Source organism: Catenuloplanes sp. NPDC051500 (genome assembly GCF_044454585.1).
Taxonomy (GTDB): Bacteria; Actinomycetota; Actinomycetes; order Mycobacteriales; family Micromonosporaceae; genus Catenuloplanes.
This window is the reverse complement of the sequence record NZ_JBITDX010000004.1, coordinates 238,020-259,916: the sequence shown is the minus strand read 5'-3', so window position 1 is coordinate 259,916 and position 21,897 is coordinate 238,020. Positions and strand designations below refer to the sequence as shown.

Sequence of the window (21,897 nt, the reverse complement as noted above, 5' to 3'; positions counted from 1 at the left end):
CGGCGTAGCGTCGAAAACAATGGAAAAGCTGGTCTGGTACGCCGCGTACGGCTCGAACATGCACGCGACCCGGCTCGGCTACTACCTCAAAGGTGGCCGGCCACCGGGTGGGCGGCGCACCTATCCGGGCTGCCGGGACAGCTCGCCGCCCCGGCGTACCGTGGCGGCCCTGCTCCCCGGCGGCATCTACTTCGCAGGTGAATCCCCCGCCTGGACCGGTGGCGCCGCCTTCTACGACCGCGACCTGCCGGGTACGGCCGCCGCACGCGCCTACCTGGTGACCACGTCGCAGTTCTCCGACATCGCCACCCAGGAGATGTACCGGCCACCCGGCACGGATCTCGACCTGGCGCCGCTACTCGAGCACGGCCACCTGAGACTTGGTGACGGCCGCTACGAGACGCTTGTACACGCCGGCGACCGGGACGGACATCCGATGATCACGTTCACCGCGCCGTGGTCAGCGCACAACGCCGTCCTCAACACGCCCGCCGCCCGCTACCTCGAGATGATCTCAAGCGGCCTGCATGAGGCCCATTCCTGGAGCCCCACCCAGATCGCCGCGTACCTGTCCACCCGCCCCGGCGTCACCCAGCGCGCCGATGAGCTGACCGCCCTCGCGGCGCGCGGCATGCGCGTCGCCAACCCCTAATTCGACAGCCGAGGATTGCCCCAGGCCAGCTCCGGAAGGCCGTTTGAGCGCCCTCCCGCAACGTTGGCACCTGCCAGAAGAGGGTTTTCCACAGTATCGGTACGGTACGCCAGCAGCTTCAGGCGAACAGCATCCGACGGCAACTCAAGCTTGATCGACTGCGGCTTTCCGAGCGTTGCCGATACCGTTTTCACTGACGCCCCATCGACGAAGATCTCGAAGTAACCGACCTGATCGGAGTCATCGGCGTCGTCCAACACACCGACGGTCGCCTCGAATTGCGTATAACGGCGACCGAGATTCACCTCGACAACCCCCTTGGGGGTATTGCAAAAAGTAGAGCACCGGTAGACGACGCTATGGCCGTAAGAATCTCCGCCGATATCCACTTCATCGACGGAGACGTCCGACGCGCGGTTGAGCAGCTCAAGATCAGTCAGATAAGCGGTCTCGGGCTCTGTATCGACATTCGGTTCCGGTCCTTCGAGAGCCGAGCCGCCGATCGCCGTGGGTGTGCCGGTGGTGAGCGAAGGCGCCGGAGGGTCTGCGGAGGCGGGCGCACTCGCCGCGGTCGAGGGTGCCGGAGCGACGAGCTGTGGGCCCGACTTACCTGTGGCGAAAGTGACGATTCCCAGGAGGTCGGCAACCAATCCCAGGACGGCCAGCGCGGCGGTGACGCCCACCCCGGTCATTACGCGCACCACCCAGTTCGGCGCCTTGTCGGGCCCACCTGCCGTATTGTCCGACGCCATCACGACACCTCCGCAGCAAGTGTGCCAGACGGCATTCCACTGCAGAGACCAACTGGACGCCGACTCAACCATCCATGATCGACCCGGCGGACAGCCTCATGCGAAAATCGTGGTGGCGGAGACGACCTTGTGAGAATTGCCAGATCAGCCCGGGATCTCCACAGGTACGCCCGCCGGCCGGAGCCTCAGCGGGCCGCTCCGGAACGTCACCGCCGCGATGACCGCACTGATCAGGAAGAAGCCGGCCGACCACAGGAAGACCGTGCGGTAGCCGTCCACCGCCGAGACCGCGACCGAGGTGAGCAGCGCGGTCCCGGCCGCACCGCCGATCTGCTGCGCCGTGTTGATCATGGCGGAGGCGACCCCCGCGTCCCGCTCGTCCACGCCCGCGGTGGCCGCGTTCTGGGTGGGCGAGAAGATCATGCCCATGCCGAGCCCGAAGACCACCATGCCGGGAAGCACGCCTGTGACATAGGTCGAGTCCGGGCCGAGCCGAGTCAGGTAGATCAGACCGGCGGCGGCGATCAGCGCGCCTGCCGTGACCACCGGGCGCGGGCCGAACCTGGGTGTCAGCCGCTGGCCGCTGATGACGGCGGAGGCCATGATGCCGGCGATCAGCGGGAGGAAGGCGACACCTGTGCGGATCGACGAGAAGCCGAGCGTGCCGACCAGGTAGTACGTGACGAACAGGAACATGCCGAACATGCCGGCGCCGGCGATGCCGACCGAGAGGTAGGCGCCGCCGCGGTTGCGGTCGAGCACCACGCGCAGCGGCAGCAGTGGGTTCGCGGCACGGCGCTCGATCACCACGAAGGCGGCGAGGACAAGCAGGCCCGCGGCGACGAAGCCGTAGGATTTCTCGCCCAGTCCGTAGACCAGTGCGACCAGGCCGAGCACTGCGGCGAGGACGCCGATCCAGTCGGTCCGCTCGCGGGGATCACGGCGAACCGGCTCGTCGCGCAGCTTGAGCAACGCCCCGGCGATCCCCACGGCCGCGAAGATCAGGTTGACGTAGAGGCACCAGCGCCAGGACGCGTACTCGGTGAGCGCGCCGCCGAGCAGCAACCCCACCGCGGTGCCGGAACCGGTGACCGCACCGAAGATCCCGAACGCCTTACCCCGCTCTTTCGGGTCGGTGAAGGTGACCGACAGCAACGAGAGTGCGGCAGGCGCCAGCGTCGCGGCGAACACGCCCTGCAGCACCCGCGCCACGATCAGCACCTCGATGCCGGTGGCGGCGCCGCCGAGCGCGGATGCGGCGGCGAATCCGGCGAAGCCGATCAGGAGCATCCGCTTCCGGCCGAGCGCGTCGGAGAGCCGCCCGCCGAGCAGCAGCAGACTGCCGAACGCGAGACCGTACCCGGTCACCACCCACTGCCGCCCGGCGTCGGAGAAGCCGAGATCACGCTGCATGGCCGGAAGCGCGATGTTCACGACCGTCGCGTCGAGCGCCACCATCAGCTGCCCTGTGGCGAGCACCGCGAGCGCCCACCATCGTCCGTCTCTCATCATCACCCCAGGTCGAATACGTCACTGAACGTCTGCGACCGTAGGTGCTAAGCGGAGATGCTGTCTCCATTTTGTCGATCGCATCACAACAATCGGAGATGATGCCTCCGCTTGTTAGGGTGAACAGCATGATCGAGCCCGACCGGCCGCTGCGGCGGGACGCGCAGGCCAACCGGCAGCGCATCATCGAGGCCGCACGCGAGGTCTTCGCCGCGCGCGGGCTGTCCGCCACGCTCGACGACGTGGCGCATCACGCCGGGGTGGGCGTCGGCACGGTCTACCGGCGGTTCCCGTCCAAGGAGGCGCTGGCAGCGGTCGCGCTCGACGAGCAACTGGAGGAGCACGTCGCGTTGATCGAGTCCGCGCTGTCCGCGCCGACCGGGTGGGACGGGCTGGTCCGCTTCCTGACCCGTGCGGCCGAGATCCACGCCACCGACCGCGGCGTGCGCGACATCGCGCTCAGCGTGGACTTCGGCGCGCGCCACTTCGACCGGATCCGGGACCGCATCTTCCCGGTCGTCCGGCGGCTGATCGCCCGCGCCCACGCCGAGGGATCACTGCGGCCGGACGTGACCGCCGAGGACATCCCGCTGCTGCTCACCATGATCAGCGAGGTCGCGCACCACGGCGGCCGACACGCCCGCTACCTGCAGCTTCTCATCGACGGCCTGCGCGCCTCCCCTGCCACCGGCGACCTCGGACCGCCGATGACCACTGACGACCTCACCGTCCTGATCCGCCACTGGCTGCCGAGCCAACCCCAGAGAAGCTGAAGATCCAGCTCTTCCCGCTTCCGCGGTGGTCCGGCCCGTTCGCTCCCGCGGGCACCGGCCCGATGCCACGTAGCTTATTTTGATCTTGAAGTGGACGCGGTCGGCCCGTGGGCCTCTGCCAGCCGGATGCACTCCTGCGCGGTCCGGCAGGTAGGGCGCAGATCCAGGTGGGCGTTACCGGCCTTTCGGGCGCGGGGTCCATGTCCGCCGCGATCGTCCGGCCCGCCGGCCGGAAGTGGATCTTCCACTATGCGGGAGTCAAGATCCTTGTTTTGCTCACGGTCCTTTGCGCAGCCGGTAAAGAACCGTGAGCGCAACAAGGATCTTGACCATCCTCGGCCACTCCGCCGGCGAGGTGGTTGAAAGACGACATTTCCGATGCCGGGGTGGGCTTCGCCCTTGGGCACGGAGTATGCCGCTGCTGATCCCACCCGCGGACGTGCTGGCTTCCGGATTCACGGTGCGCTACCGGCGACGTCAATCGAAGCCTGCCACCCGAACGACTGCCGCGTGTCCGTACCACTAAGACGGACACCGGCTCGGCATCCAGCACGGGCGCGAGGGACCAGGCCGTCAGTACGCACCGGCCGAACCCCCGTGGTCAGCCCGACCCGACCGCCTGGATCAGGTGCGCATTGTCGCGGATCACGGGACCGGAGCCGGTCGATCCGGGCCGGCGCGGCATTGTCGCCCGCAGGGCCATCATCGCGCAGATCCCACTCCGGCAGGACCCGGGCAACAGCGGTACCGCCTGGCATGCGGAAAGGGCGGTCGACACCCGTCGACCGCCCTGCACCGCTTGCCGCGCAACGGCCTGTGTCAGGTCGCGATGCGGTGGATGTGCCGCGTCTTGTTCATCGCGTCGAGCGCGGCGACCTTGTAGCTCTCGGCAAGCGTCGGATAGTTGAAGACGGCGTCGACCAGGTAGTCGACAGTGCCGTTGCAGCCCATCACGGTCTGGCCGATGTGCACAAGCTCGGTGGCGCCGGTGCCGAAGACGTGCACGCCGAGCAGCTTGCCGTCGTCCGGTGCGACAAGGAGCTTGAGCATGCCGTACGAGTCGCCGATGATCTGGCCGCGGGCCAGTTCACGGTACCGCGCGATGCCCACCTCGAACGGGATGCGCGCCTCGGTGAGCTCGTCCTCGGTGCGCCCGACGAAGCTGATCTCCGGGATCGTGTAGATGCCGATCGGCTGCAGCTTCTGCATGTCGCGTGCGGGCTCACCGCAGGCGTGGTGCGCGGCAAGCCGGCCCTGCTCCATCGAGGTGGAGGCGAGCGCGGGGAAGCCGATGATGTCGCCGACCGCGTAGATGTGATCGACGGAGGTCTGGTAGTTCTCGTTGACCTCTATGCGGCCGCGCGGGTCCGCGGCGAGTCCCGCGGCCTCCAGGTTGATCTCGCTGCCGAGACCCTGTCGGCCGGCCGAGAACACCACGGTGTCCGCGCCGATCCGCTTGCCGCTCTCCAGCATGGCGATGGCGCCGCGCGGATGCCGCTCGACGGACGCGACCGTCTCACCGAACCGGAACGTGACCGCCAGGTCCCGCAGGTGGTACTTCAGGCTCTCGATGATCTCGAGATCGCAGAACTCAAGCATGCGGTCGCGGCGCTCGACCACAGTCACCTTCGTGCCGAGCGCGGCGAACATCGACGCGTACTCGATGCCGATCACGCCGGCGCCGACCACGATCATCGAGTTCGGCACGGCCTCAAGGTTGATGATGCCATCCGAGTCGATGATCGACCGGTCGTCGAAGTCGACTGTCGGCGGGCGGGCCGGCTTGGTGCCGACCGCCACGATGATCTTGTCGGCCGTCACCTTGGTCTCGCGGCCGCCCTCGTCGTCGACGGAGACGGTGTGCTCGTCGAAGAAACGGCCGGTGCCGGTGAGCAGCCGGACGCGGTTGCGCTGCAACTGGCTGCGGATCACCTCAACCTCGCGGCCGATCACGTGCGACGTGCGCGCGCTCAGGTCGGCCACCGTGATGTCGTCCTTGACCCGGTAGTCGCGGCCGTAGACCTCCCGCTGACTGAGGCCGGTCAGGTAGACGACGGCCTCACGCAGCGTTTTGGACGGAATGGTGCCCGTGTTGATGCACACGCCACCGATCATGTTGCGTCGCTCGACAATGGCGACCCGTCGATCCAGCTTCGCCGCAGCGATCGCGGCCTTCTGCCCGCTCGGGCCCGAACCCAGCACCAGCACGTCGAAGTCGTACACGAGACTCATTCTGCACTGAATGCGTTACCAACGGGGTTCGCGCGAGAAATCAGCGGCAAGACCTCAGGTGAGTTCCTTCGCGATGACCTTCGCCAGCGCGCGGAACGCCTTGCCGCGGTGGCTGATCGCGTTCTTCTCCGCCGGGGTCAGCTCCGCGTTCGTCTTCTGCTGCCCCTCGGCCACGAAGACCGGGTCGTAGCCGAAGCCGCCCTCGCCGCGCGGCGCGCGCAGCAGCCGGCCGGTCATCCGGCCGTCGACCAGGTGCTCCTTGCCGCCGGGCAGGACCAGCGCGGCCGCGCAGACGAACGCGGCGCCCCGGTGCTGCTCGGGTACGTCCGAGGTCTGGGCGAGCACCAGGTCGAGGTTGGCCCGGTCATCGCCGTGCGTGCCGGACCAGCGTGCGCTGAACACGCCGGGCATGCCGGAGAGCGCGTCCACGGCCAGGCCGGAGTCGTCCGCGACCGTGGGCAGGCCGGTGTGCCGCACACCCTCACGCGCCTTGATCAACGCGTTCTCGCCGAACGTCAGACCGGACTCGGGCACCTCGGGGTACTCCGGGACCGCGTCCAGCCCGACCAGCTGGATCCGGCTGGCGCCGAGCGCGGCGTCCAGGATGTTCTGCAGCTCGGTGAGCTTCTTCGCGTTCCGCGTGGCAAGCAGCAGCTTGGTCATCCGAGCAGCGCCTTCCGCTGGGCCTCGGCCAGGGTGGCACAGCCGGCCACGCCCAGGTCGAGCAGCGCGTCCAGCTGGGACCGTCCGAAGACGGTGGCCTCGCCGGTGCCCTGGACCTCGACGAAGTCGCCGTCACCGGTACAGACGATGTTCATGTCCACATCGGCCGCGACGTCCTCGGTGTAGCAGAGGTCGAGGCGGGGCTCGCCGCCGATCAGGCCCACGCTGATCGCGGACACCGAACGGTTCACCACCTTCTCGACCGTACGGCCGCCGAGCATCTTCTTCCCGGACATCCAGGTGACCGCGTCGTGCAGCGCCACGTAGGCGCCGGTGATCGCGGCGGTCCGGGTGCCGCCGTCCGCGTTCAGCACGTCGCAGTCGAGGACGATCGAGTTCTCGCCGAGCGCCTTCAGGTCGATGCAGGCACGCAGGCTGCGCCCGATCAGGCGGGAGATCTCGTGGGTACGCCCGCCGATGCGCCCCTTCACGCTCTCCCGGTCGGACCGGGAGTTGGTGGCGCGGGGAAGCATCGCGTACTCGGCGGTCACCCAGCCGAGCCCGGAGCCCTTCCGCCAGCGCGGCACGCCCTCGGTGACGCTAGCGGTGCAGAGCACCCGGGTGGCGCCGAACTCGACAAGCACCGACCCTTCCGGATTCGGACTCCAGTGACGGGCGAGGGTCACCGGTCGGAGCTGGTCGGTCGTTCGGTCATCGGGACGCGCCATGGCCGAAAGCCTATGCGCTGGCCTTGTCGGTCTGCTCGCGGGTGGCAGCATTGTGGGCGCGAAGGAAGCCGTCGATGGCGGCCGGCCAGCCGAATCGCTCCGCGCGGGCCCGCGCGGCCAGCCGGCGCGCGGCCTCCGGGCGGTCCAGCAACTCCTTGACGCCGTCAGCGAAGCCCTCACCGGTCCCCGCGACCGCCACGCCGGCGTCGCCGACCACCTCGGGCAGCGCACTTGCCGCGTTGACCACGACCGGCGTGCCACAGGCCAGCGCCTCAAGCGCGGCCAGGCCGAACGTCTCCACCGGGCCGGGCGCTATCGCCACATCCGCGCTGGCCAGCAGCCCGGCGACGGTGGCCCGGTCGTTGATGAAGCCGGCGAACCGGACCGGCAGGCGGGCCGCCTTGTAGGCCAGCGCGGCGCGCCGCGGGCCGTCGCCGACCACCACAAGCGACGCCTTCACACCTGAGGCAAGCAGCTTGGCGAGCGCGTCGATTGCCAGCTCGGGCCGCTTCTCCGGGGAGAGGCGGCTGCAGTGCACGAGAAGCGCCTCGTCGTCGCGCGCGAACCTCGCCCGTACCCCCGGATCGTGGTATTTGGGGGTGAAGGCGTCCAGGTCCACGCCGAGCGGGACCTCGAGCAGGTTAGGTGTACCGATCCGCTTGAACTCGGCGGCGGCCCACCCGGTCGTGCACACGATCGTGTCGAACTGCCGGGCGGTCTTCGCGTTGAGCAGGTCGGCCGCGCGCCCGCCGACCCGGGACGGCACACCCCAGACGGTCAGCAGGCCGGCCAGGCTCTCATGCGAAACCATGATCGAGGGTACGCCGTGCGCCTTCGCCCAGTCGCCGGTCCAGCGCAGCGTGCTGCGGTCGGACACCTCAAGCCGGTCCGGCCGCAGCTCCTCCAGCACGCGCTTGAGTCGCCGGTGGCCGATCATGAGCCGGTAGCCGCCGGTCCGCGGCACCATGGTGCCGGGCACGGTGATGACCCGCCCGTAGGAGGTCATCTCCTCCCCCGCCTTCGCGCCGGGCACGACCAGGATCGGCTCGTGGCCAGCGTCCGCGTAACCCTCGCCGAGATTGCGCAACGCGGTGCGCAGGCCCCCGGAGCGGGACATCACGAAGTTCGCGAGCCGGACGATGCGCAGGCCGCTCGGCGGCGGAGACATCGGCTCCGACGCCGCGCGCTGGCCGGGGATCGGCACCGGGTGAACCTCCAGGTCGGGGCGGACGTGCAGTGTGGACACGAGGTCAGGCGGCCAGCCGCACGGGCGCCGGCACACCGCGACCGGTGACCACGGCAGCGTAATGCCCGAGGAGCTCGTCGCCAATCGCCGCCCAGCTTCTGCGGGCCACCGCGGCCCGTGCGGCGCGACCGTACTCGACGCGCCGCTCGTCGTCGGCCACCAGGTCCGCTATCGCATCGGCAAGCGCGGACTCGTCGCACGGGGGCACAAGCACGCCTGTCACCCCCGGCTTGACCAGGTCGACCGGGCCGCCGACCGCGGGCGCGACTACCGGCAGGCCGGACGCCATGGCCTCCTGCACGGTCTGGCCGAACGTCTCGTACGGCCCGGTGTGCGCGAACACGTCCATGCTGGCGTAGAGCCGGGCGAGCTGCTCGCCGTGCCGGGCGCCGAGGAACAGCGCCTCCGGCACCGCCTTCTCCAGCTCCTTGCGGGCCGGGCCGTCACCGACGATGACGACTTTGACGCCGGGCAGCCGGCTGGTCCTCGCGAGCAGGTCGACCCGCTTCTCGACGGCGAGGCGGCCGACGTACCCGACGATCAGCTCACCGTTCGGCGCCAGCGTGTTCCGGACGATCTCGGAGCGGTGGTCCGGGCGGAACCGCTCGACGTCGACGCCGCGCCGCCAGAGCCACACCCGGGAGACGCCGTGCGCGATGAGCGCCTCGGCGGACGCGGTGGAGGGCGCCAGCGTACGGTCCGCGGTGTTGTGGATCTGCCTGAGCCACTTCCAGGCCGTGGCCTCGCCCCAGCCCAGCTTGTAGTGGCGGGCGTAGGCGGCCACGTCCGTCTGGTACACCGCGACGGTGGGCAGCCCGCGCTGGGCGGCGAGCACTGAGCCGCGCCCGCCGAGGATGAACGGGCTGGCCAGGTGGACCACGTCGGGCTGGTGCGCGTCGAGCGCCTCGGCGATCCTCGGCACCGGAAGTCCGAGCCGGACCTCCTTGTAGCCGAGCATCGGGAAGCTCGGGATGCGGACCACCGGATAGTCGGTGCTGGGCATGATCCGGCGGTTGTTCATCGAGGGGGTCGGCGCGATGACGAGCGGCTCGTGCCCCTGGTTGACGAGATGCTCCGCTACGCGCACGACGGAGTGCGCGACGCCGTTGACGTCCGGCAGGAACGACTCCGTGATGATCGCGATACGCATGGGCTCACCGTGAGGTCATGGGAGGTGCGGCAGACTACGACCGGCTGTCCAAACGGCGAACAGTAACGCAAGAAACGCCATTGCGGTCGATGGATGCGTCGCCGCCCTGCTCACTGCCCCAGGCGCTAGACGTCGTACCGCGCGCCGGGCCTGACGATCTCGACCTCGCCGCTGAACGCGGACTTCGCGGCCTCCTCGGTGAGCGCCTCGCTGCCCCACGCATTGACCAGGTGGGTCAGCAGTAGGCGGCCGACGCCCGCCTTGTCCGCGATCTCGCCCGCCTCGCGGCCGGTGAGGTGCAGGTCCGGCGGGTTGTCGACGCCGTCGAGGTAGCTGGCCTCGCAGAGGAACACGTCGGCGCCCTGGGCCAGCCGCAGCAGCGCGTCGCACGGCGCGGTGTCCGACGAGTACGCAAGCACCCGGCCCTCGTGCTCGACGCGTACCCCATAGGTCTCTATCGGGTGGTTGACCCGGTCGACGGTCACCGAGAACGGGCCGATCGGGAACGTGCCGGGCTGCAGGCTGTAGAACGTGTAGACATCGTCGACCGGGCCCTCGTCGAGGCTGTAGGCGGTCGCGATCCTGTCCGGGGCGCCGTCCGGCGCGTAGACCGGCAGCGGCGGCAGCGGGCCGTCCGGCGCGTACCGCCGGGCCACCACGTAGGTGCAGGCGTCAAGCACGTGGTCGCAGTGCAGGTGGCTGATCAGGATGGCGTTGACCGAGTGGAGGCCGGCGTAGCGCTGCAGCGCGCTCATCGAGCCGGAGCCGAAGTCGATCAGCAGATTGAAGCCGTCGACCGAGAGCAGATATGCGGAACATGCCGATTCTGGACCGGGGAAACTGCCGGCACAGCCAAGCACGGTCAATCGCATTCTGCTACCCCGTTGTCACGCTGCGCTGTCGATGAGTACCCGAACCCGACCTCGCCGGAGATCGCCCGCCGAGAATCCACCACGCTGCGCAGCCTACGCCGTGACCAGTGCGGCACAGAAAGGTCTGATCGAACTTGTCACGAAGGTGACAACGGATTGCGACAGCCGCTTAACGCGCTCCCGCACGCGCCCTCGTTACGCGCCGTGCGCATGCGGCGTTGCACAGGGTGAGGAGTTTCCCCCCGGCACGGCCACCACACCTACCGCGATCGGAGAACGACACGTGCCTGACGCTCCCACTACCGGCTGGCTCCCGATGTTCACGGAAACGGCCGATCTTCCTGCTCAGCGCCGCGAGCCGGTCACCGGGCGGGCCTTCCGCATGCCTGCCGAGACCGACCCCGAGCCGTCGTCCCGCCGCCTGCTCGCCATGTCCTGCTGGGCCGGAACGCTCGGCGTGCTCGGCCTCGCGGTAGCGATCCGCAGCCTGGCCGCCATCTTCGCCGGTGCCGCACCCTCCTGGTACGAGCCGGCCATCGTGGGCACCGGTGTGACCGGGATCGCATTCACGGTCGGGGCGTTCGCCTCGATCCACAGGCGGCACCTGCCGTGGCTGATGCTCACGCTGGCCACGTTCCCGCTGTCGGCCGCGATGGCCGCGACCGCGGTGGCGATCTGACCGTCAGACGCGCTCCACAAAGGCATCGCCCAGCGCGACAGCGGGGCTCACACGGCCGACCGCGCGCTCCGAACACCTGGTACACGGGGCCACGTCGAAGCCCTCGAACATGAAGTGGTGCGCGTCGCCGGGCGGTGGCTGAGGACCTCCGCCGCCCGGCGGTTCACGTCGTTGCAGGTCAGGCCCAGAGTTGGCCGTCGAGCGCTTCCTCGGCCTCGGCGAGCGTGCCGCCATAGGCCCCGGTGGAGAGGTACTTCCAGCCGCCGTCCGCGACCAGGAAGGCCACGTCCGCGCGGCGGCCGGCCTTGGCCGCCTCGTGGGCCACGTTGAGCGCCGCGTGCAGCACTGCGCCGGTGGAGAAGCCGACGAAGAGGCCCTCGACCTCGACGAGCTGGCGGGTACGGAGTACCGAGTCGCGGGTGCCGACCGAGAAGCGGCGGGTGAGGACTGTCGCGTCGTAGAGTTCCGGGACGTAGCCCTCGTCGAGGTTGCGGAGGCCGTAGACCAGCTCGCCGTAGCGCGGCTCGGCGGCCACGATCTCGATGCCCTCGACCTTTTCCCGCAGGTAGCGGCCGGTACCCATGAGGGTGCCGGTGGTGCCGAGGCCGGCCACGAAGTGCGTGATCGACGGGAGGTCGCGCAGCAGCTCGGGGCCGGTGGTCTCGTAGTGGGCGCGGGCGTTCGCCTCGTTGCCGTACTGGTAGAGCATCACCCAGTCGGGGTGCTCGGCCGCGATCTGCTTCGCGGTGGCGACGGCCTGGTTGGAGCCGCCGGCCGCCGGAGAGAAGATGATCTCGGCGCCGTACATGCGGAGGATCTGGGTGCGCTCAGCGGAGACGTTCTCCGGCATCACGCAGACCAGGCGGTAGCCGCGAAGCTTCGCCACCATGGCCAGCGAGATGCCGGTGTTTCCGCTTGTCGGCTCCAGGATTGTGTCGCCCGGGCGGATCCGGCCGGCCTCCTCGGCCGCCCGGATCATGAACGCGGCGGCGCGGTCCTTGACGCTGCCGGTCGGGTTGCGATCCTCGAGCTTCGCCCACAGGCGGACCGGTGGCGCCCCCTCGGGCACCACCGGCGACAGGCGAGGCAGTCCGATCAGCGGCGTGTCACCGCCCAGGTCCAGCAGGCTGTCGTACCGCGCCATGGCTATTCCTTCCAGGGCCGAAAAGTCTATCGGCCGCTGTGGCCGAGCAGCGCGGCCGCGGCGGCGAACCCGAACGCGCCACCGGCGACGGCCGGCAGCACGGTCACCGAGGCGCCGTCGGAGATCTTGGCCTCGAGGCCGCCGAGGAAGCGGACATCCTCGTCGTTGACGTAGATGTTCACGAACCGGTGCAGCGCGCCCTCCGGCGTGACCAGGCGGCCGCGGATGCCGGAGTGCCGGGCGTCGAGGTCGGTGAGCAGGTCGGCGAGCGTGTCGCCGGAGCCCTCGACGACCTTCGCGCCGCCGGTGTAGCTGCGCAGGATGGTGGGGATGCGAACTTCGATGGCCATGGTGACGTACTCCTGAAGGAAGAATCGACAAACGACGATTGAATGGGACCGATTACGACGTGCGGGCGCGTGGGATCAGCGCCGACACTCGTAATCGACCGTCGTCGGACTCTGGCCGAACATGTACGACTGGACCGCGTGGGGATCAGGCACCATGGGGCAACAGCTCCATGGGCTCAATGGTGCCATCCCGCACCTCGACCGGCTCCTCGGTGACCTGACCGTCCACGATGCGGAACGAGCGGATCTCCTCCGACTCCGGCTCTCGGGTGGAGACCAGCAGGTAGTGTGCCCCGGGCTCGCCGGCGAAGGAGATGTCGGTGCGGGACGGGAACGCCTCAGTGGCGGTGTGCGAGTGGTAGATGACCACCGGCTCCTCGTCGCGGTCGTCCATCTCGCGCCAGACACGCAGCTGCTCCATCGAGTCGAACTCGTAGAACGTCATCGACCGGGCCGCGTTGTCCATCGGGATGTGCCGGGTGGGCCGGTCGCTGCCGGCCGGGCCGGAGACGACGCCACACGCCTCGTCCGGGTGGTCCCGGCGGGCGTGCGCGACGATCGCATCGAGGATCGCCCGGTCAATGGTCAGCACGACGGCCACTTTACCTCGCTGTGAGCGCCCCGGTACGGGCCCGTGGCGGCCGTCACCCGTCGATGAGCGCGTGCAGGAGCGACTCCTGCAGGTAGCCCAGATAGGCGTAGACCGACAGCTGGAAGACCCGGGTGGACGTGGGGTCGTGCAGGACCGCGTCGTCCAGCTCCTCGCCCAGGTCGGTGTCGCCGGTGATCTCCAGCCGGATGCCCATCGCCAGCCGCGCGTCGTTGATCGCGCGCAGCCAGGCCTCGGCCTCCTCCGCGTCGAGCGCCACGTCGCCCGAGCCCTCGGAGGGCAGCCCGGCGAGGATCGCGCCGGCCTGGTCGATCTTCGCGGTCTTCAGGTCGCCCTCGGTGTAGCGGCGGACCTCCTCGCTCTCGGCCGGCTCGTCCGGGTAGATCGCCGGAAAGAGCCGGTCGACAACCGGGTCGTCGTGGTCGAAGCCGTCCGTGAGCAGGCCCACGACCTCGCCCGCGACCTTGCGCAGCACGCGCACCTCGTCCTGGGCGAAGCTGGCCACGCAATGCGGCCCCTGGCGCCGGAACATTATCGGTCTCCCCCCGTCACTGAGCCTTTTTCAACGCGGTCCCGACTCGTGCGCGCCCGCCCGGTGGACTCCTCCGTGGCGTCGGCCCGCTCGCCAGGTTGAAAATTGCTCACTGCCGGTCCACCGTCGCCCACAAACCATAGGCATGCAGCTGGGAGGCGTCGTGCTCCATGCGCTCGCGCGTGCCGGTGGACACGACGGCCCTGCCCTTGTGGTGGACCGCCAGCATCAACTCCTCGGCCTTCTCCCTGCTGTATCCGAACAGCTTCTGGAAAACCCATGTCACATACGTCATGAGATTGACCGGGTCGTCCCAGACGATCGTGACCCACGGACGGTCCTCGGCCGGGAGTTCTTCGATGTCTGGCGTCTTCTCCGGTGCGATCTGCGGCGCCGCCATGTCCCCATCGTGCCACCGAGTCCGCTGTGGTGAGGAACCGACCGAACGACGAGCGCTCAACTCAGCAGAATGCCGTGGTCGACCGCGTCGGTAAGCACGCCGCCCAGCGAGCGCTGCACAGCCTCGAACCGGCGGGAGATCTCCCGCAGCAACTCCAGCTCGACGCCGCGGATGGCCAGCTGCAGCCAGGAGCGGGCCCGGTTGTTGTCCCGGTTCGCCGGATGCCGCCAGTACGTGTAGCAGGCGCCGGACAGCCCGATGCCGAGCCCCGGAAGCGGGCGCGGAATTCCGGGCGTGTGGTACGCCGTCAGAGCGGTCACCGCGCCCTCGCCTGCCACTGTCGCCACGCCGCCGGTGTTCGTCACCAGCAGCACCCGTTCGAGATCACGGGCGGCCCGGTCGTCGGCGAACCCGTCCCGGACGGCCGCGATCACCCGGCGGCGGGCCGCCTCGGTGGCCGGCTCGTCGAGCACCAGCTCCAGCAGGTCGTCGATGATCTTCTCGGCCGCGGCGTCGCACTCCGTGACCGCGGCGAGCGACAGCGCGTGCATCTCCCGGTCCAGCGCGCCGGGGAGCCCGGCGCAGCCGTCGCCGAACACGATCTCCTGCACGCAGCGCAGGTGGATGTTGGCGACCTCGATGGCAAGCCGCTGCCGGATCAGTTGCGCGCTGGTACGGGTCATCTCCTCCAGGCGCTCCGCCCAGCCGGAACGGTGCGCGTCCGAGGCGATCCGCACGGTGCGTCCCGCGCCGGGCGGCACCGGCGGGTTGATGCTGGCCCGCTCCAGCGCCTCCAGCCCGGACCACTCGCTCAGCGCGCGGCGCAGGAAGGCGGTGTCGCCCATGGCCGGGTCGACCGTGTGCCAGCTCGCGTCCACGGCGGACGGGACCGCGGCGATCACGGCATCGCGCGCGTCGCTGATCGCGGTCTCGACGGTGCCGTCGCCCCAGGCGCCGTCCACGGCCGGGGTGAGCGCGAAGAACAGGTGGACGCCGGCCTTGTGCAGCTCGGCGAGGAGCGTGGCCTCGGCCGGCTCCAGCAGGTGATCGGCGGAGACGACGTAGAGGACCGCGCCGCCGCGGGTGGCGGCGTCGAGCAGGATCCGGGTGCCGGCGGCGGAGAGGCGCTCCGCGTCCGGCGTGTCGACGAGCGCGAAGTGGCGCAGCAGCGGGTTGGGCAGCGTCAGCTCGATGCGGCGCGGCGGGCGGGCGCCGGACTCCTCGCCGGGCGGCGCCGGGGTGAACGGCTGCGGCTGGCGGTTGCCGGGCACGTAGGCGCACACGTCGCGACTGTGCCCGTACGTGACGACCAGGTAGCTGTCGCCGGGCCGGTCGAGGAGCGGGCCGGGTGCGTCGAGGAGCGCGCCGAGCACACCGTCCCGGCCGCTGCCCTTCGCGCCGACGATCATGAGGGCGATCGCCTCGTCCGGGACCGGGTCCGCGTGGGCGGGCCGGGCGCGTGCCGGCTTCCGCTGCTTCGGCGCCGGGGCCGAGCTGTGGGCCGGCGCGCTGTGGGCCGGCGCGCTGTGGGCCGGCGCGGTGTGGGGCACTTGAGTGGGCCCGCTCTGCTGCATGGTGCGGCTCCTCAACGGATGTGCGGAGATTCAAACCGGGGCAGGGCGAGCCGCACGGCATGAAAGACGCTACGTGAAGGCGCGCTCACGCCACAGATGCTGCGGTACTCAATGGACTCGTGGATCATTACTCAATTCCGCCATTACGGTAACTGTGCGGAGCGATGCCAGGTCTATATGCTGGTCGGGTGCGTCCGTGGAGCTTCGTCGGCCGGACCCAGGAGTTGCAGCGCCTCGTCGTGGCCGCCACCAGCGGAAGCGAACGCGGCCTCATTTTCAGCGGTAGCGCCGGTATTGGCAAGAGCCGCCTTCTTCGCGAGGGCGTCGACGTGCTACCCGGAGACGGTTACGCCACGTGGTATGCGTCAGCGAACATCGCCACCGCCGGGCTCCCGTTCGGCGGTCTCGCGCAGGTCCTGCCGCCCAGCCAGCCGGTTGGCCTCTCGCCTGCCGGGCTGCTCCGCTGGGCGATGGATTCCCTGGTGGAACGCGCGGCCGGTCGCCCGATCGTGCTCGCGATCGATGACGCGCACCTGCTCGATCCCACCTCGGCCGCGCTTGTCTACCTGATCGCCCGGTCCGGTCACGCCACAGTGCTCGGCACGCTGCGTAGCGGGGAGCCGGTCCCCCTGCCCATTCGGGCACTATGGACTGACGATCTGGTGGATCACGCGGAGCTGTCGCCGCTGACCATAGCGGACACCACGCACATCCTCGGCGAGATGCTCGGCGGCGAGGTCGAGTCCGCGTCCGCGGAGCGGTTGTGGCGGATGTGCCTGGGCAACGCGTTGTTCCTGCGTGAGCTGGTGATCGCGGCACAGTCCGGCGACGAGATGATCCAGCACTTCGGCGTGTGGCGGTGGACCGGCCGGCTGGAACTGGCGCCGGACCTGACCGACCTGATCGACACCCGGATCGGCCGGCTCAGCCCGGACGTGCGTACCGCCGTGGAACTTGTCGCGCTCGGCGAGCCGCTCGGCCTGGACCTGCTGACGAAGATAGTGCGGCCCGCCGAGGTGGAGATCGCCGAGGAGCGCGGCCTGATCCGGGTCACCTCCGACGACCGGCGGCACAACGTGCGGCTGGCCCATCCGCTCTACGGGGAGGTGGTCCGGCGCCGCTGCCCGGTCAGCCGCAGCCGCCGGCTCACCGCGCAGCTCGCGGACGCGGTCGAGGGTGTCGGCGCCCGCCGCCGCGACGACCTGCTGCGGGTCGCGGTGTGGCGGATCGACTCCGGCACCGCGAAGGATCCCCAGCTGCTGCTCAACGCGGGTATGCAGGCGTACAGCCGGTTCGACGTGCCGCTCGCGCTGCGCCTGGCCAAGGCCTCGGTGGACGCGGGCGGCGGCTTCCCGGCCGCGGAGCTGCTTGCCACGCTGCTGATGTTCGCGGACCAGCCGGACGACGCGCAGCAGGTGATCGAGTCCGTGCAGCACGAGGCGGACAACGAGGAGCGGAAGACGCGCTGGTACTCGGCGCGCGCGCTGATCGGCTTCTGGGGCCTGAGCCACGAGAAGACCGTCACCGAGATCTCCGAGGCGGTCGGCGGACTGGAGAACCCGAACCACAGGTCCCGGCTGCGCGCGTTCGAGTCGATGATGCGTTTCCACCAGATGGAGCACGAGGACGCGCTTAACATCGGCCGCGCCGTTCTTGACCGCCCGGCCACGGACGGGATCAGCCGCGCACTTGTCTACAGCATGCTCACCCACCTGCGGGCCGCCCGCGGCGAGCTGGCCGACAGCGACCGGGCCGCGTCCCGGGTGCTTGCCGACCTGGCCGCGTGGCAGACCGAGATGCCGTACATCAAGGTCGCGATGGAGCTGGGCCGGGGCACCCGCCTGGTGCTCGGCGGCGACCTGCGCAGCATCGACGAGATCGTCGCGGACGAGTTCGCCGACCTGGCGGACGCGGGCGAGTTCCGGCTCGGCTCCGGCTACGTGTCGGTGCTGCGCGCCCAGGCGGCGCGGCTGCGTGGGCGGACCGGCGACGCGCTCCGGCACAGCCTGCAGGCGTGCGCGATGCTCGCGGCAAGCAAGGTCTTCGCCGGTCTGGCCCATGCGGAACGCGCGATGGCCGCGGCCCTGCGGGGCGAGGCCGTGCTCGCGGCCGAGGCGATGGCGGACTCCGACCGTACCCACGGCACGAATTTGATCGTCTTGTATCCGTGGCGGGAACAGGCGCGGGCCTGGACGCACGCGGCCGGCGGCGACCTGGCCGGCGCGGTGGGCACGCTGCGGGAGCTTGCGGAGCGGCTGCGCCGGGACAGGATGGCCGGGCACGAGGTGTACGCGCTTCACGACCTGGTGCGGTTCGGTTTCCCGGCGCTGCCGCTGTCGCTGCCGGACGGCGGGCTGAGCACTGTCGCGGAACGGCTTGCGGAGTTGGCCCGGCAGGTCGACGGCCCGATGCCGTCGCTGATCTCCCGGCACGCGAAGGCCGCGGCCGGTGAGTCGGTCGCGGAGCTGCTCTGGGTCGCCGACCAGTTCGCCAGGCAGGACTTCCTGCTGTACGCGGCGGAGGCGACCGCGACCGCGCTCCGGCTGCTGCGCGATCAGCGTTCGCCGCAGACCCAGTTGATCAACACGAAGCTGACCGAACTGAAGGCGCGCTGCCAGCTGATCGACACGCCGGCGCTGCGGGTCGACCGGGTGCGGCTGACCGAGCGGGAACGCCAGGTCGCGGAGTTGGCCGCGATGGGCACGCCGAGCCGGGAGATCGCTGAGCAGCTGTTTCTCTCCGCCCGCACGGTGGAGAACCATCTGCAGCGCGTCTACGTGAAGCTCGGCGTGAGCGGCCGGGTGGAGTTGCCGCACGCGCTCCGATCAATCTCAGATTGAGTTAGACTCCTCACAGCGCTAACCAGCGTTTCATCGCATAGGCTGCATCCGTGACTGCTACCACCTCGCTGCTGACCGACCACTACGAGCTGACGATGATCAGCGCGGCGCTCCGCGACGGCACCGCCGACCGCAGGTGCGTCTTCGAGGTCTTCGCGAGGCGGTTACCCACCGGCCGCCGCTACGGCGTCGTCGCGGGCACCACCCGCCTGATCGAGTTGATCAAAGCGTTCCGGTTCTCCGCAGACGACATCGCGTTCCTGCGCCGCACCGGGGTCGTCGACGACCTGACCGCCGAGTGGCTTGCGAACTACGAGTTCAAGGGCGACATCGACGGGTACGCCGAGGGCGAGCTGTTCTTCCCCACGTCGCCGATCCTGACCGTGTCCGGCACGTTCGCCGAGTGCGTGATCCTGGAGACGCTGATCCTCTCCGTGCTCAACCACGACTGCGCGATCGCGGCCGCCGCCACCCGCATGGTCACCGCCGCCCGCGGCCGCAGCGTGATCGAGATGGGCTCCCGGCGCACCCACGAGGAGGCGGCCACCGCCGCGTCCCGCGCGTCCTACCTGGCCGGCTTCACCGCCACGTCGAACCTTGCGGCCGGCCTGCGCTACGGCGTGCCGACCGCGGGCACCTCCGCGCACGCGTTCACGCTGCTCCACGACGACGAGCCGGCCGCATTCGCCTCGCAGGTCAAGGCGCTCGGCACCGGCACCACGCTGCTCGTCGACACCTACGACATCAGCCAGGGCATCCGTAACGCGATCCAGGCCGCCGGGCCGGAGCTGCGCGCGATCCGGATCGACTCCGGCGACCTGTCGGTGCTCGCCGTGCAGTCCCGCGAGCTGCTCGACTCGCTCGGCGCCACCGAGACCAAGATCGTCGTCTCCGGCGACCTGGACGAGTACGCGATCGCCGCGCTCGCCGCCGAGCCGGTCGACATCTACGGCGCCGGCACCTCGGTCGTCACCGGCTCCGGCGCACCCACCGCCGGGCTGGTCTACAAGCTGGTCGAGGTCGAGGGCCGCCCCGTCGTGAAGCGCTCGGAGAACAAGGGCACGGTCGGCGGGCGCAAGACCGCGGTGCGCCGCCACAAGCCGACCGGTACAGCGACCGAGGAGATCGTGGTCTCCCAGGGCGTGCCGGACCACCAGGCCAACGACCGGCTGCTCCAGCACTCGTACGTGGCAAACGGTGAATTCCTCGACATGCCGACGCTCGCCGAGGCGCGGGAGCACCTGCGGCAGTGCCTGATCTCCATCCCGTGGGAGGGTCTCAAGCTCTCGGCCGGCGATCCCGCGATCCCGGTCGTCATGGTCTCCGCGTCCTGAAGGGTCAACCATGTCTCGCGCATTGATAATTGTCGACGTCCAGAACGACTTCTGCGAGGGCGGCTCACTTGCCGTCACCGGCGGCGCCGGGGTGGCCGCGGCCATCTCCGAGGCGCTCGCCGGCGGCGGGTGGGACCACGTGGTCGCCACCAAGGACTTCCACGTCGACCCGGGCGCGCACTTCTCCCCCACGCCCGACTTCGTCGACTCGTGGCCCGCGCACTGCGTGGTCGGCACGGACGGCTCCGAGTTCCACCCCGCGCTTGACACCTCGCGCGTCGAGGCGGTCTTCCACAAGGGCGAGCACGCGGCGGCGTACTCCGGCTTCGAGGGCCACACCGACGCCGGTGAGCGCCTGGCCGAGTGGCTGCGCGGCCGCGACGTGACGGACGTGGACGTGGTCGGCATCGCCACCGACCACTGCGTGCGCGCCACCGCGCTCGACGCGGCCGCGGCCGGTTTCACCACCACCGTGCTGCTTGACCTGACCGCGGGCGTAGCACCGGCCACCACGGCGTCCGCCCTGGTCCAGCTCGACGAGGCGTCCGTCACGCTGACCGGCACACCAGTGGTAATTGGCTCGTAACCTGCCGGACCCATGCGGCACCATGTCCGCATGGGTCTCCGGGGGTACGGCAGTGTGCTGCGACTGCGTGGCGTGTTCGCGCTGCTGCTCATCGGCTTCCTGGCCCGCGTCCCGATCACCGCGACCTCGATGGCGCTCACCCTGCACGTCGCCGGCGAGCAGGGCCGCAGCTACCTGGAGGCCGGCCTGGTCGGCGCCGCGATGACCGTCAGCAGCGCGCTCGGCAGCCCGCTGCTCGGCACCTGGGCCGACCGCGTCGGACTGCGCCCGGTCATCATGCTCACCGGCGTGGCCGGCAGCGCGTTCTGGCTGCTCTCGCCGCGCCTGCCGTACCTCGCGCTGCTGATCGCCGCGGCCGCGGGCGGTCTGCTCTCCCTGCCCGCGTTCTCGATCGTCCGGCAGGCGCTTACCGCGATGGTCCCGGAGGCACAGCGCCGCCAGGCGTTCTCGCTCGACGCGATGACTGTCGAGTTGTCGTACATGGCCGGCCCGGCCGGCGCCGTGCTACTCGCCACCACGCTCTCGGCAAGCGCCGCCATGTACGCGATCGGCCTCGGCCTCGCCGTCTCCGCGGTGCTGCTTGTGCTGCTCGATCCGCCGGCCCGCGCCGCCCACGAGAAGCCTGTCGCCTCCACCATCCGCGTCCCACGCCGCACCTGGCTGCGGCCGCCGCTGCTGATGGCCTACGCGGTCGCCGCCGCCTCCACGATCGTCCTCGGCGGTACCGACGTCGCGGTCGTGGCCGTGCTCCGCGACGGCGGCGAGCTGCGCTGGAGCGGCCTGGTCCTGATCGTCTGGGCCGGCGCGTCGCTGATCGGCGGCTTCGTCTACGGCACGCTGCCCCGCCCGGCCGGCGCGGTCGGGCTGCTCGGCGCGCTCGCGCTGCTCACCATCCCGGTGGGCCTGGCCGGGGACACCTGGTGGTTGCTGGCCCTGGCGCTCGTTCCGGCGGGCGCGCTCTGCGCACCCACGCTCACCGCCACCACCGAGCAGGTGAGCGCGCTCGCCCCGGCGTCCGCCCGCGGTGAGGCCCTGGGACTGCACGGATCGTCGCTGACAGTGGGCATGGCGATCGGCGCACCCCTCACCGGCGGGGTGATCGACAGGTTCGGCGGCGGCTGGGGGTTCGCCGCAGCCGGGCTGGCCGGGCTGGTCATCGCGCTGGCCGCGTTCCCGTTCGTGCTCCGCCGCACCCGCGGGCCCGGCCCGGACGAGGAGCCCGCTTCGGTGGCACCGGATGCGTCCTCCGTGGTTCCGGCGCGATAGACAGC

20 protein-coding genes and 1 pseudogene are annotated in these 21,897 nt (G+C 70.3%); 7 read left to right on the top strand and 14 right to left on the bottom strand.

Annotation, left to right across the window (positions count from 1 at the left end; translation table 11 throughout):
- Positions 1-19 precede the first annotated feature (19 nt).
- Positions 20-652, top strand: coding sequence for a histone deacetylase (locus ACIA8K_RS10465; RefSeq protein WP_396057166.1), 633 nt, complete (start codon positions 20-22; stop codon positions 650-652).
- On the opposite strand, the gene ACIA8K_RS10460 is transcribed toward ACIA8K_RS10465, so the two are convergent.
- Both ACIA8K_RS10460 and ACIA8K_RS10455 read right to left on the bottom strand, forming a co-directional pair.
- The gene (locus ACIA8K_RS10460) at positions 649-1,404 is read right to left on the bottom strand and encodes an NPCBM/NEW2 domain-containing protein (protein WP_396057164.1); all 756 of its coding nucleotides are present in this window, start codon (positions 1,402-1,404) and stop codon (positions 649-651) included. The genes ACIA8K_RS10465 and ACIA8K_RS10460 overlap by 4 nt on opposite strands.
- A 144-nt stretch (positions 1,405-1,548) precedes the next feature.
- Complete coding sequence (locus ACIA8K_RS10455) at positions 1,549-2,913, bottom strand: MFS transporter (RefSeq protein WP_396057162.1); 1,365 nt, start codon at positions 2,911-2,913, stop codon at positions 1,549-1,551.
- A gap of 128 nt (positions 2,914-3,041) precedes the next feature.
- Between ACIA8K_RS10455 and ACIA8K_RS10450 the strand changes: the two genes are divergently transcribed.
- Positions 3,042-3,686, top strand: a complete 645-nt coding sequence (locus ACIA8K_RS10450; protein ID WP_396057160.1) for a TetR/AcrR family transcriptional regulator — start codon at positions 3,042-3,044, stop codon at positions 3,684-3,686.
- 819 nt (positions 3,687-4,505) lie between these two features.
- Here ACIA8K_RS10450 and sthA read toward each other — a convergent pair.
- The 6 genes from sthA to ACIA8K_RS10420 all read right to left on the bottom strand — a co-directional run bounded on the left by sthA (position 4,506) and on the right by ACIA8K_RS10420 (position 10,577).
- A complete protein-coding gene (sthA, locus tag ACIA8K_RS10445) occupies positions 4,506-5,918 on the bottom strand; it encodes a Si-specific NAD(P)(+) transhydrogenase (protein ID WP_396057157.1) in 1,413 nt (470 codons plus the stop codon).
- 54 nt (positions 5,919-5,972) lie between these two features.
- The gene (gene rdgB / locus ACIA8K_RS10440; RefSeq protein ID WP_396057156.1) at positions 5,973-6,581 is read right to left on the bottom strand and encodes an RdgB/HAM1 family non-canonical purine NTP pyrophosphatase; all 609 of its coding nucleotides are present in this window, start codon (positions 6,579-6,581) and stop codon (positions 5,973-5,975) included.
- Positions 6,578-7,309 carry a ribonuclease PH gene (gene rph, locus ACIA8K_RS10435; protein ID WP_396057154.1) on the bottom strand — a complete coding sequence of 244 codons (732 nt, stop codon included), beginning with the start codon at positions 7,307-7,309 and terminating at the stop codon, positions 6,578-6,580. The genes rdgB and rph overlap by 4 nt, the downstream gene beginning before the upstream one ends.
- 10 nt (positions 7,310-7,319) lie before the next feature.
- The gene (locus tag ACIA8K_RS10430; protein ID WP_396057630.1) at positions 7,320-8,456 is read right to left on the bottom strand and encodes a glycosyltransferase; all 1,137 of its coding nucleotides are present in this window, start codon (positions 8,454-8,456) and stop codon (positions 7,320-7,322) included.
- Positions 8,457-8,559: 103 nt separating this feature from the next.
- Positions 8,560-9,705, bottom strand: a complete 1,146-nt coding sequence (locus ACIA8K_RS10425; protein WP_396057152.1) for a glycosyltransferase family 4 protein — start codon at positions 9,703-9,705, stop codon at positions 8,560-8,562.
- Between the two features lie 125 nt (positions 9,706-9,830).
- Complete coding sequence (locus ACIA8K_RS10420; protein WP_396057150.1) at positions 9,831-10,577, bottom strand: MBL fold metallo-hydrolase; 747 nt, start codon at positions 10,575-10,577, stop codon at positions 9,831-9,833.
- 283 nt (positions 10,578-10,860) lie between these two features.
- Here ACIA8K_RS10420 and ACIA8K_RS10415 point away from each other — a divergent pair, with 283 nt between their 5' ends.
- Entirely contained in the window at positions 10,861-11,256 is a 396-nt protein-coding gene (locus ACIA8K_RS10415) for a hypothetical protein (protein ID WP_396057148.1), read from the top strand.
- A 178-nt stretch (positions 11,257-11,434) separates the two neighbouring features.
- Here the strand turns inward: ACIA8K_RS10415 and ACIA8K_RS10410 are convergent, their stop codons facing one another.
- From ACIA8K_RS10410 to ACIA8K_RS10385, 6 genes and pseudogenes are all read right to left on the bottom strand, one after another.
- The gene (locus tag ACIA8K_RS10410; RefSeq protein WP_396057146.1) at positions 11,435-12,400 is read right to left on the bottom strand and encodes a PLP-dependent cysteine synthase family protein; all 966 of its coding nucleotides are present in this window, start codon (positions 12,398-12,400) and stop codon (positions 11,435-11,437) included.
- Positions 12,401-12,426: 26 nt separating this feature from the next.
- Positions 12,427-12,750: a MoaD/ThiS family protein gene (locus ACIA8K_RS10405; protein ID WP_396057144.1), complete on the bottom strand. Its 324-nt coding sequence runs from the start codon at positions 12,748-12,750 to the stop codon at positions 12,427-12,429.
- Between the two features lie 75 nt (positions 12,751-12,825).
- Positions 12,826-13,342, bottom strand: a pseudogene (locus tag ACIA8K_RS10400) (Mov34/MPN/PAD-1 family protein).
- A gap of 52 nt (positions 13,343-13,394) precedes the next feature.
- The gene (locus ACIA8K_RS10395; RefSeq protein WP_396057142.1) at positions 13,395-13,892 is read right to left on the bottom strand and encodes a DUF2017 domain-containing protein; all 498 of its coding nucleotides are present in this window, start codon (positions 13,890-13,892) and stop codon (positions 13,395-13,397) included.
- 109 nt (positions 13,893-14,001) lie between these two features.
- Positions 14,002-14,292, bottom strand: coding sequence for an ATP-dependent Clp protease adapter ClpS (gene clpS / locus ACIA8K_RS10390; RefSeq protein WP_396057140.1), 291 nt, complete (start codon positions 14,290-14,292; stop codon positions 14,002-14,004).
- A 56-nt stretch (positions 14,293-14,348) separates the two neighbouring features.
- Entirely contained in the window at positions 14,349-15,866 is a 1,518-nt protein-coding gene (locus ACIA8K_RS10385) for a hypothetical protein (RefSeq protein ID WP_396057138.1), read from the bottom strand.
- A 188-nt stretch (positions 15,867-16,054) separates the two neighbouring features.
- Between ACIA8K_RS10385 and ACIA8K_RS10380 the strand changes: the two genes are divergently transcribed.
- From ACIA8K_RS10380 to ACIA8K_RS10365, 4 genes are read left to right on the top strand one after another with little or no spacing between them, the layout of a single operon-like run.
- Positions 16,055-18,706, top strand: a complete 2,652-nt coding sequence (locus ACIA8K_RS10380; protein WP_396057136.1) for a LuxR C-terminal-related transcriptional regulator — start codon at positions 16,055-16,057, stop codon at positions 18,704-18,706.
- Between the two features lie 50 nt (positions 18,707-18,756).
- A complete protein-coding gene (locus tag ACIA8K_RS10375; RefSeq protein ID WP_396057134.1) occupies positions 18,757-20,040 on the top strand; it encodes a nicotinate phosphoribosyltransferase in 1,284 nt (427 codons plus the stop codon).
- Between the two features lie 10 nt (positions 20,041-20,050).
- Positions 20,051-20,626: an isochorismatase family protein gene (locus tag ACIA8K_RS10370; protein ID WP_396057132.1), complete on the top strand. Its 576-nt coding sequence runs from the start codon at positions 20,051-20,053 to the stop codon at positions 20,624-20,626.
- Positions 20,627-20,656: 30 nt separating this feature from the next.
- Positions 20,657-21,892 (top strand): MFS transporter, encoded by a 1,236-nt coding sequence (locus ACIA8K_RS10365; RefSeq protein WP_396057130.1) that lies wholly within the window; start codon positions 20,657-20,659, stop codon positions 21,890-21,892.
- The last annotated feature ends 5 nt before the right edge of the window (positions 21,893-21,897 follow it).

Excerpts from the sequence above, each read along its gene's own strand:
- ACIA8K_RS10465 (WP_396057166.1), top strand. The coding sequence starts at position 20 with ATGGAAAAGCTGGTCTGGTACGCCGCGTACGGCTCGAACATGCACGCG.
- ACIA8K_RS10460 (WP_396057164.1), bottom strand. The coding sequence starts at position 1,404 with ATGGCGTCGGACAATACGGCAGGTGGGCCCGACAAGGCGCCGAACTGG.
- ACIA8K_RS10455 (WP_396057162.1), bottom strand. The coding sequence starts at position 2,913 with ATGAGAGACGGACGATGGTGGGCGCTCGCGGTGCTCGCCACAGGGCAG.
- ACIA8K_RS10450 (WP_396057160.1), top strand. The coding sequence starts at position 3,042 with ATGATCGAGCCCGACCGGCCGCTGCGGCGGGACGCGCAGGCCAACCGG.
- sthA (WP_396057157.1), bottom strand. The coding sequence starts at position 5,918 with ATGAGTCTCGTGTACGACTTCGACGTGCTGGTGCTGGGTTCGGGCCCG.
- rdgB (WP_396057156.1), bottom strand. The coding sequence starts at position 6,581 with ATGACCAAGCTGCTGCTTGCCACGCGGAACGCGAAGAAGCTCACCGAG.
- rph (WP_396057154.1), bottom strand. The coding sequence starts at position 7,309 with ATGGCGCGTCCCGATGACCGAACGACCGACCAGCTCCGACCGGTGACC.
- ACIA8K_RS10425 (WP_396057152.1), bottom strand. The coding sequence starts at position 9,705 with ATGCGTATCGCGATCATCACGGAGTCGTTCCTGCCGGACGTCAACGGC.
- ACIA8K_RS10420 (WP_396057150.1), bottom strand. The coding sequence starts at position 10,577 with ATGCGATTGACCGTGCTTGGCTGTGCCGGCAGTTTCCCCGGTCCAGAA.
- ACIA8K_RS10410 (WP_396057146.1), bottom strand. The coding sequence starts at position 12,400 with ATGGCGCGGTACGACAGCCTGCTGGACCTGGGCGGTGACACGCCGCTG.
- ACIA8K_RS10405 (WP_396057144.1), bottom strand. The coding sequence starts at position 12,750 with ATGGCCATCGAAGTTCGCATCCCCACCATCCTGCGCAGCTACACCGGC.
- ACIA8K_RS10395 (WP_396057142.1), bottom strand. The coding sequence starts at position 13,892 with ATGTTCCGGCGCCAGGGGCCGCATTGCGTGGCCAGCTTCGCCCAGGAC.
- clpS (WP_396057140.1), bottom strand. The coding sequence starts at position 14,292 with ATGGCGGCGCCGCAGATCGCACCGGAGAAGACGCCAGACATCGAAGAA.
- ACIA8K_RS10385 (WP_396057138.1), bottom strand. The coding sequence starts at position 15,866 with ATGCAGCAGAGCGGGCCCACTCAAGTGCCCCACACCGCGCCGGCCCAC.
- ACIA8K_RS10370 (WP_396057132.1), top strand. The coding sequence starts at position 20,051 with ATGTCTCGCGCATTGATAATTGTCGACGTCCAGAACGACTTCTGCGAG.
- ACIA8K_RS10365 (WP_396057130.1), top strand. The coding sequence starts at position 20,657 with ATGGGTCTCCGGGGGTACGGCAGTGTGCTGCGACTGCGTGGCGTGTTC.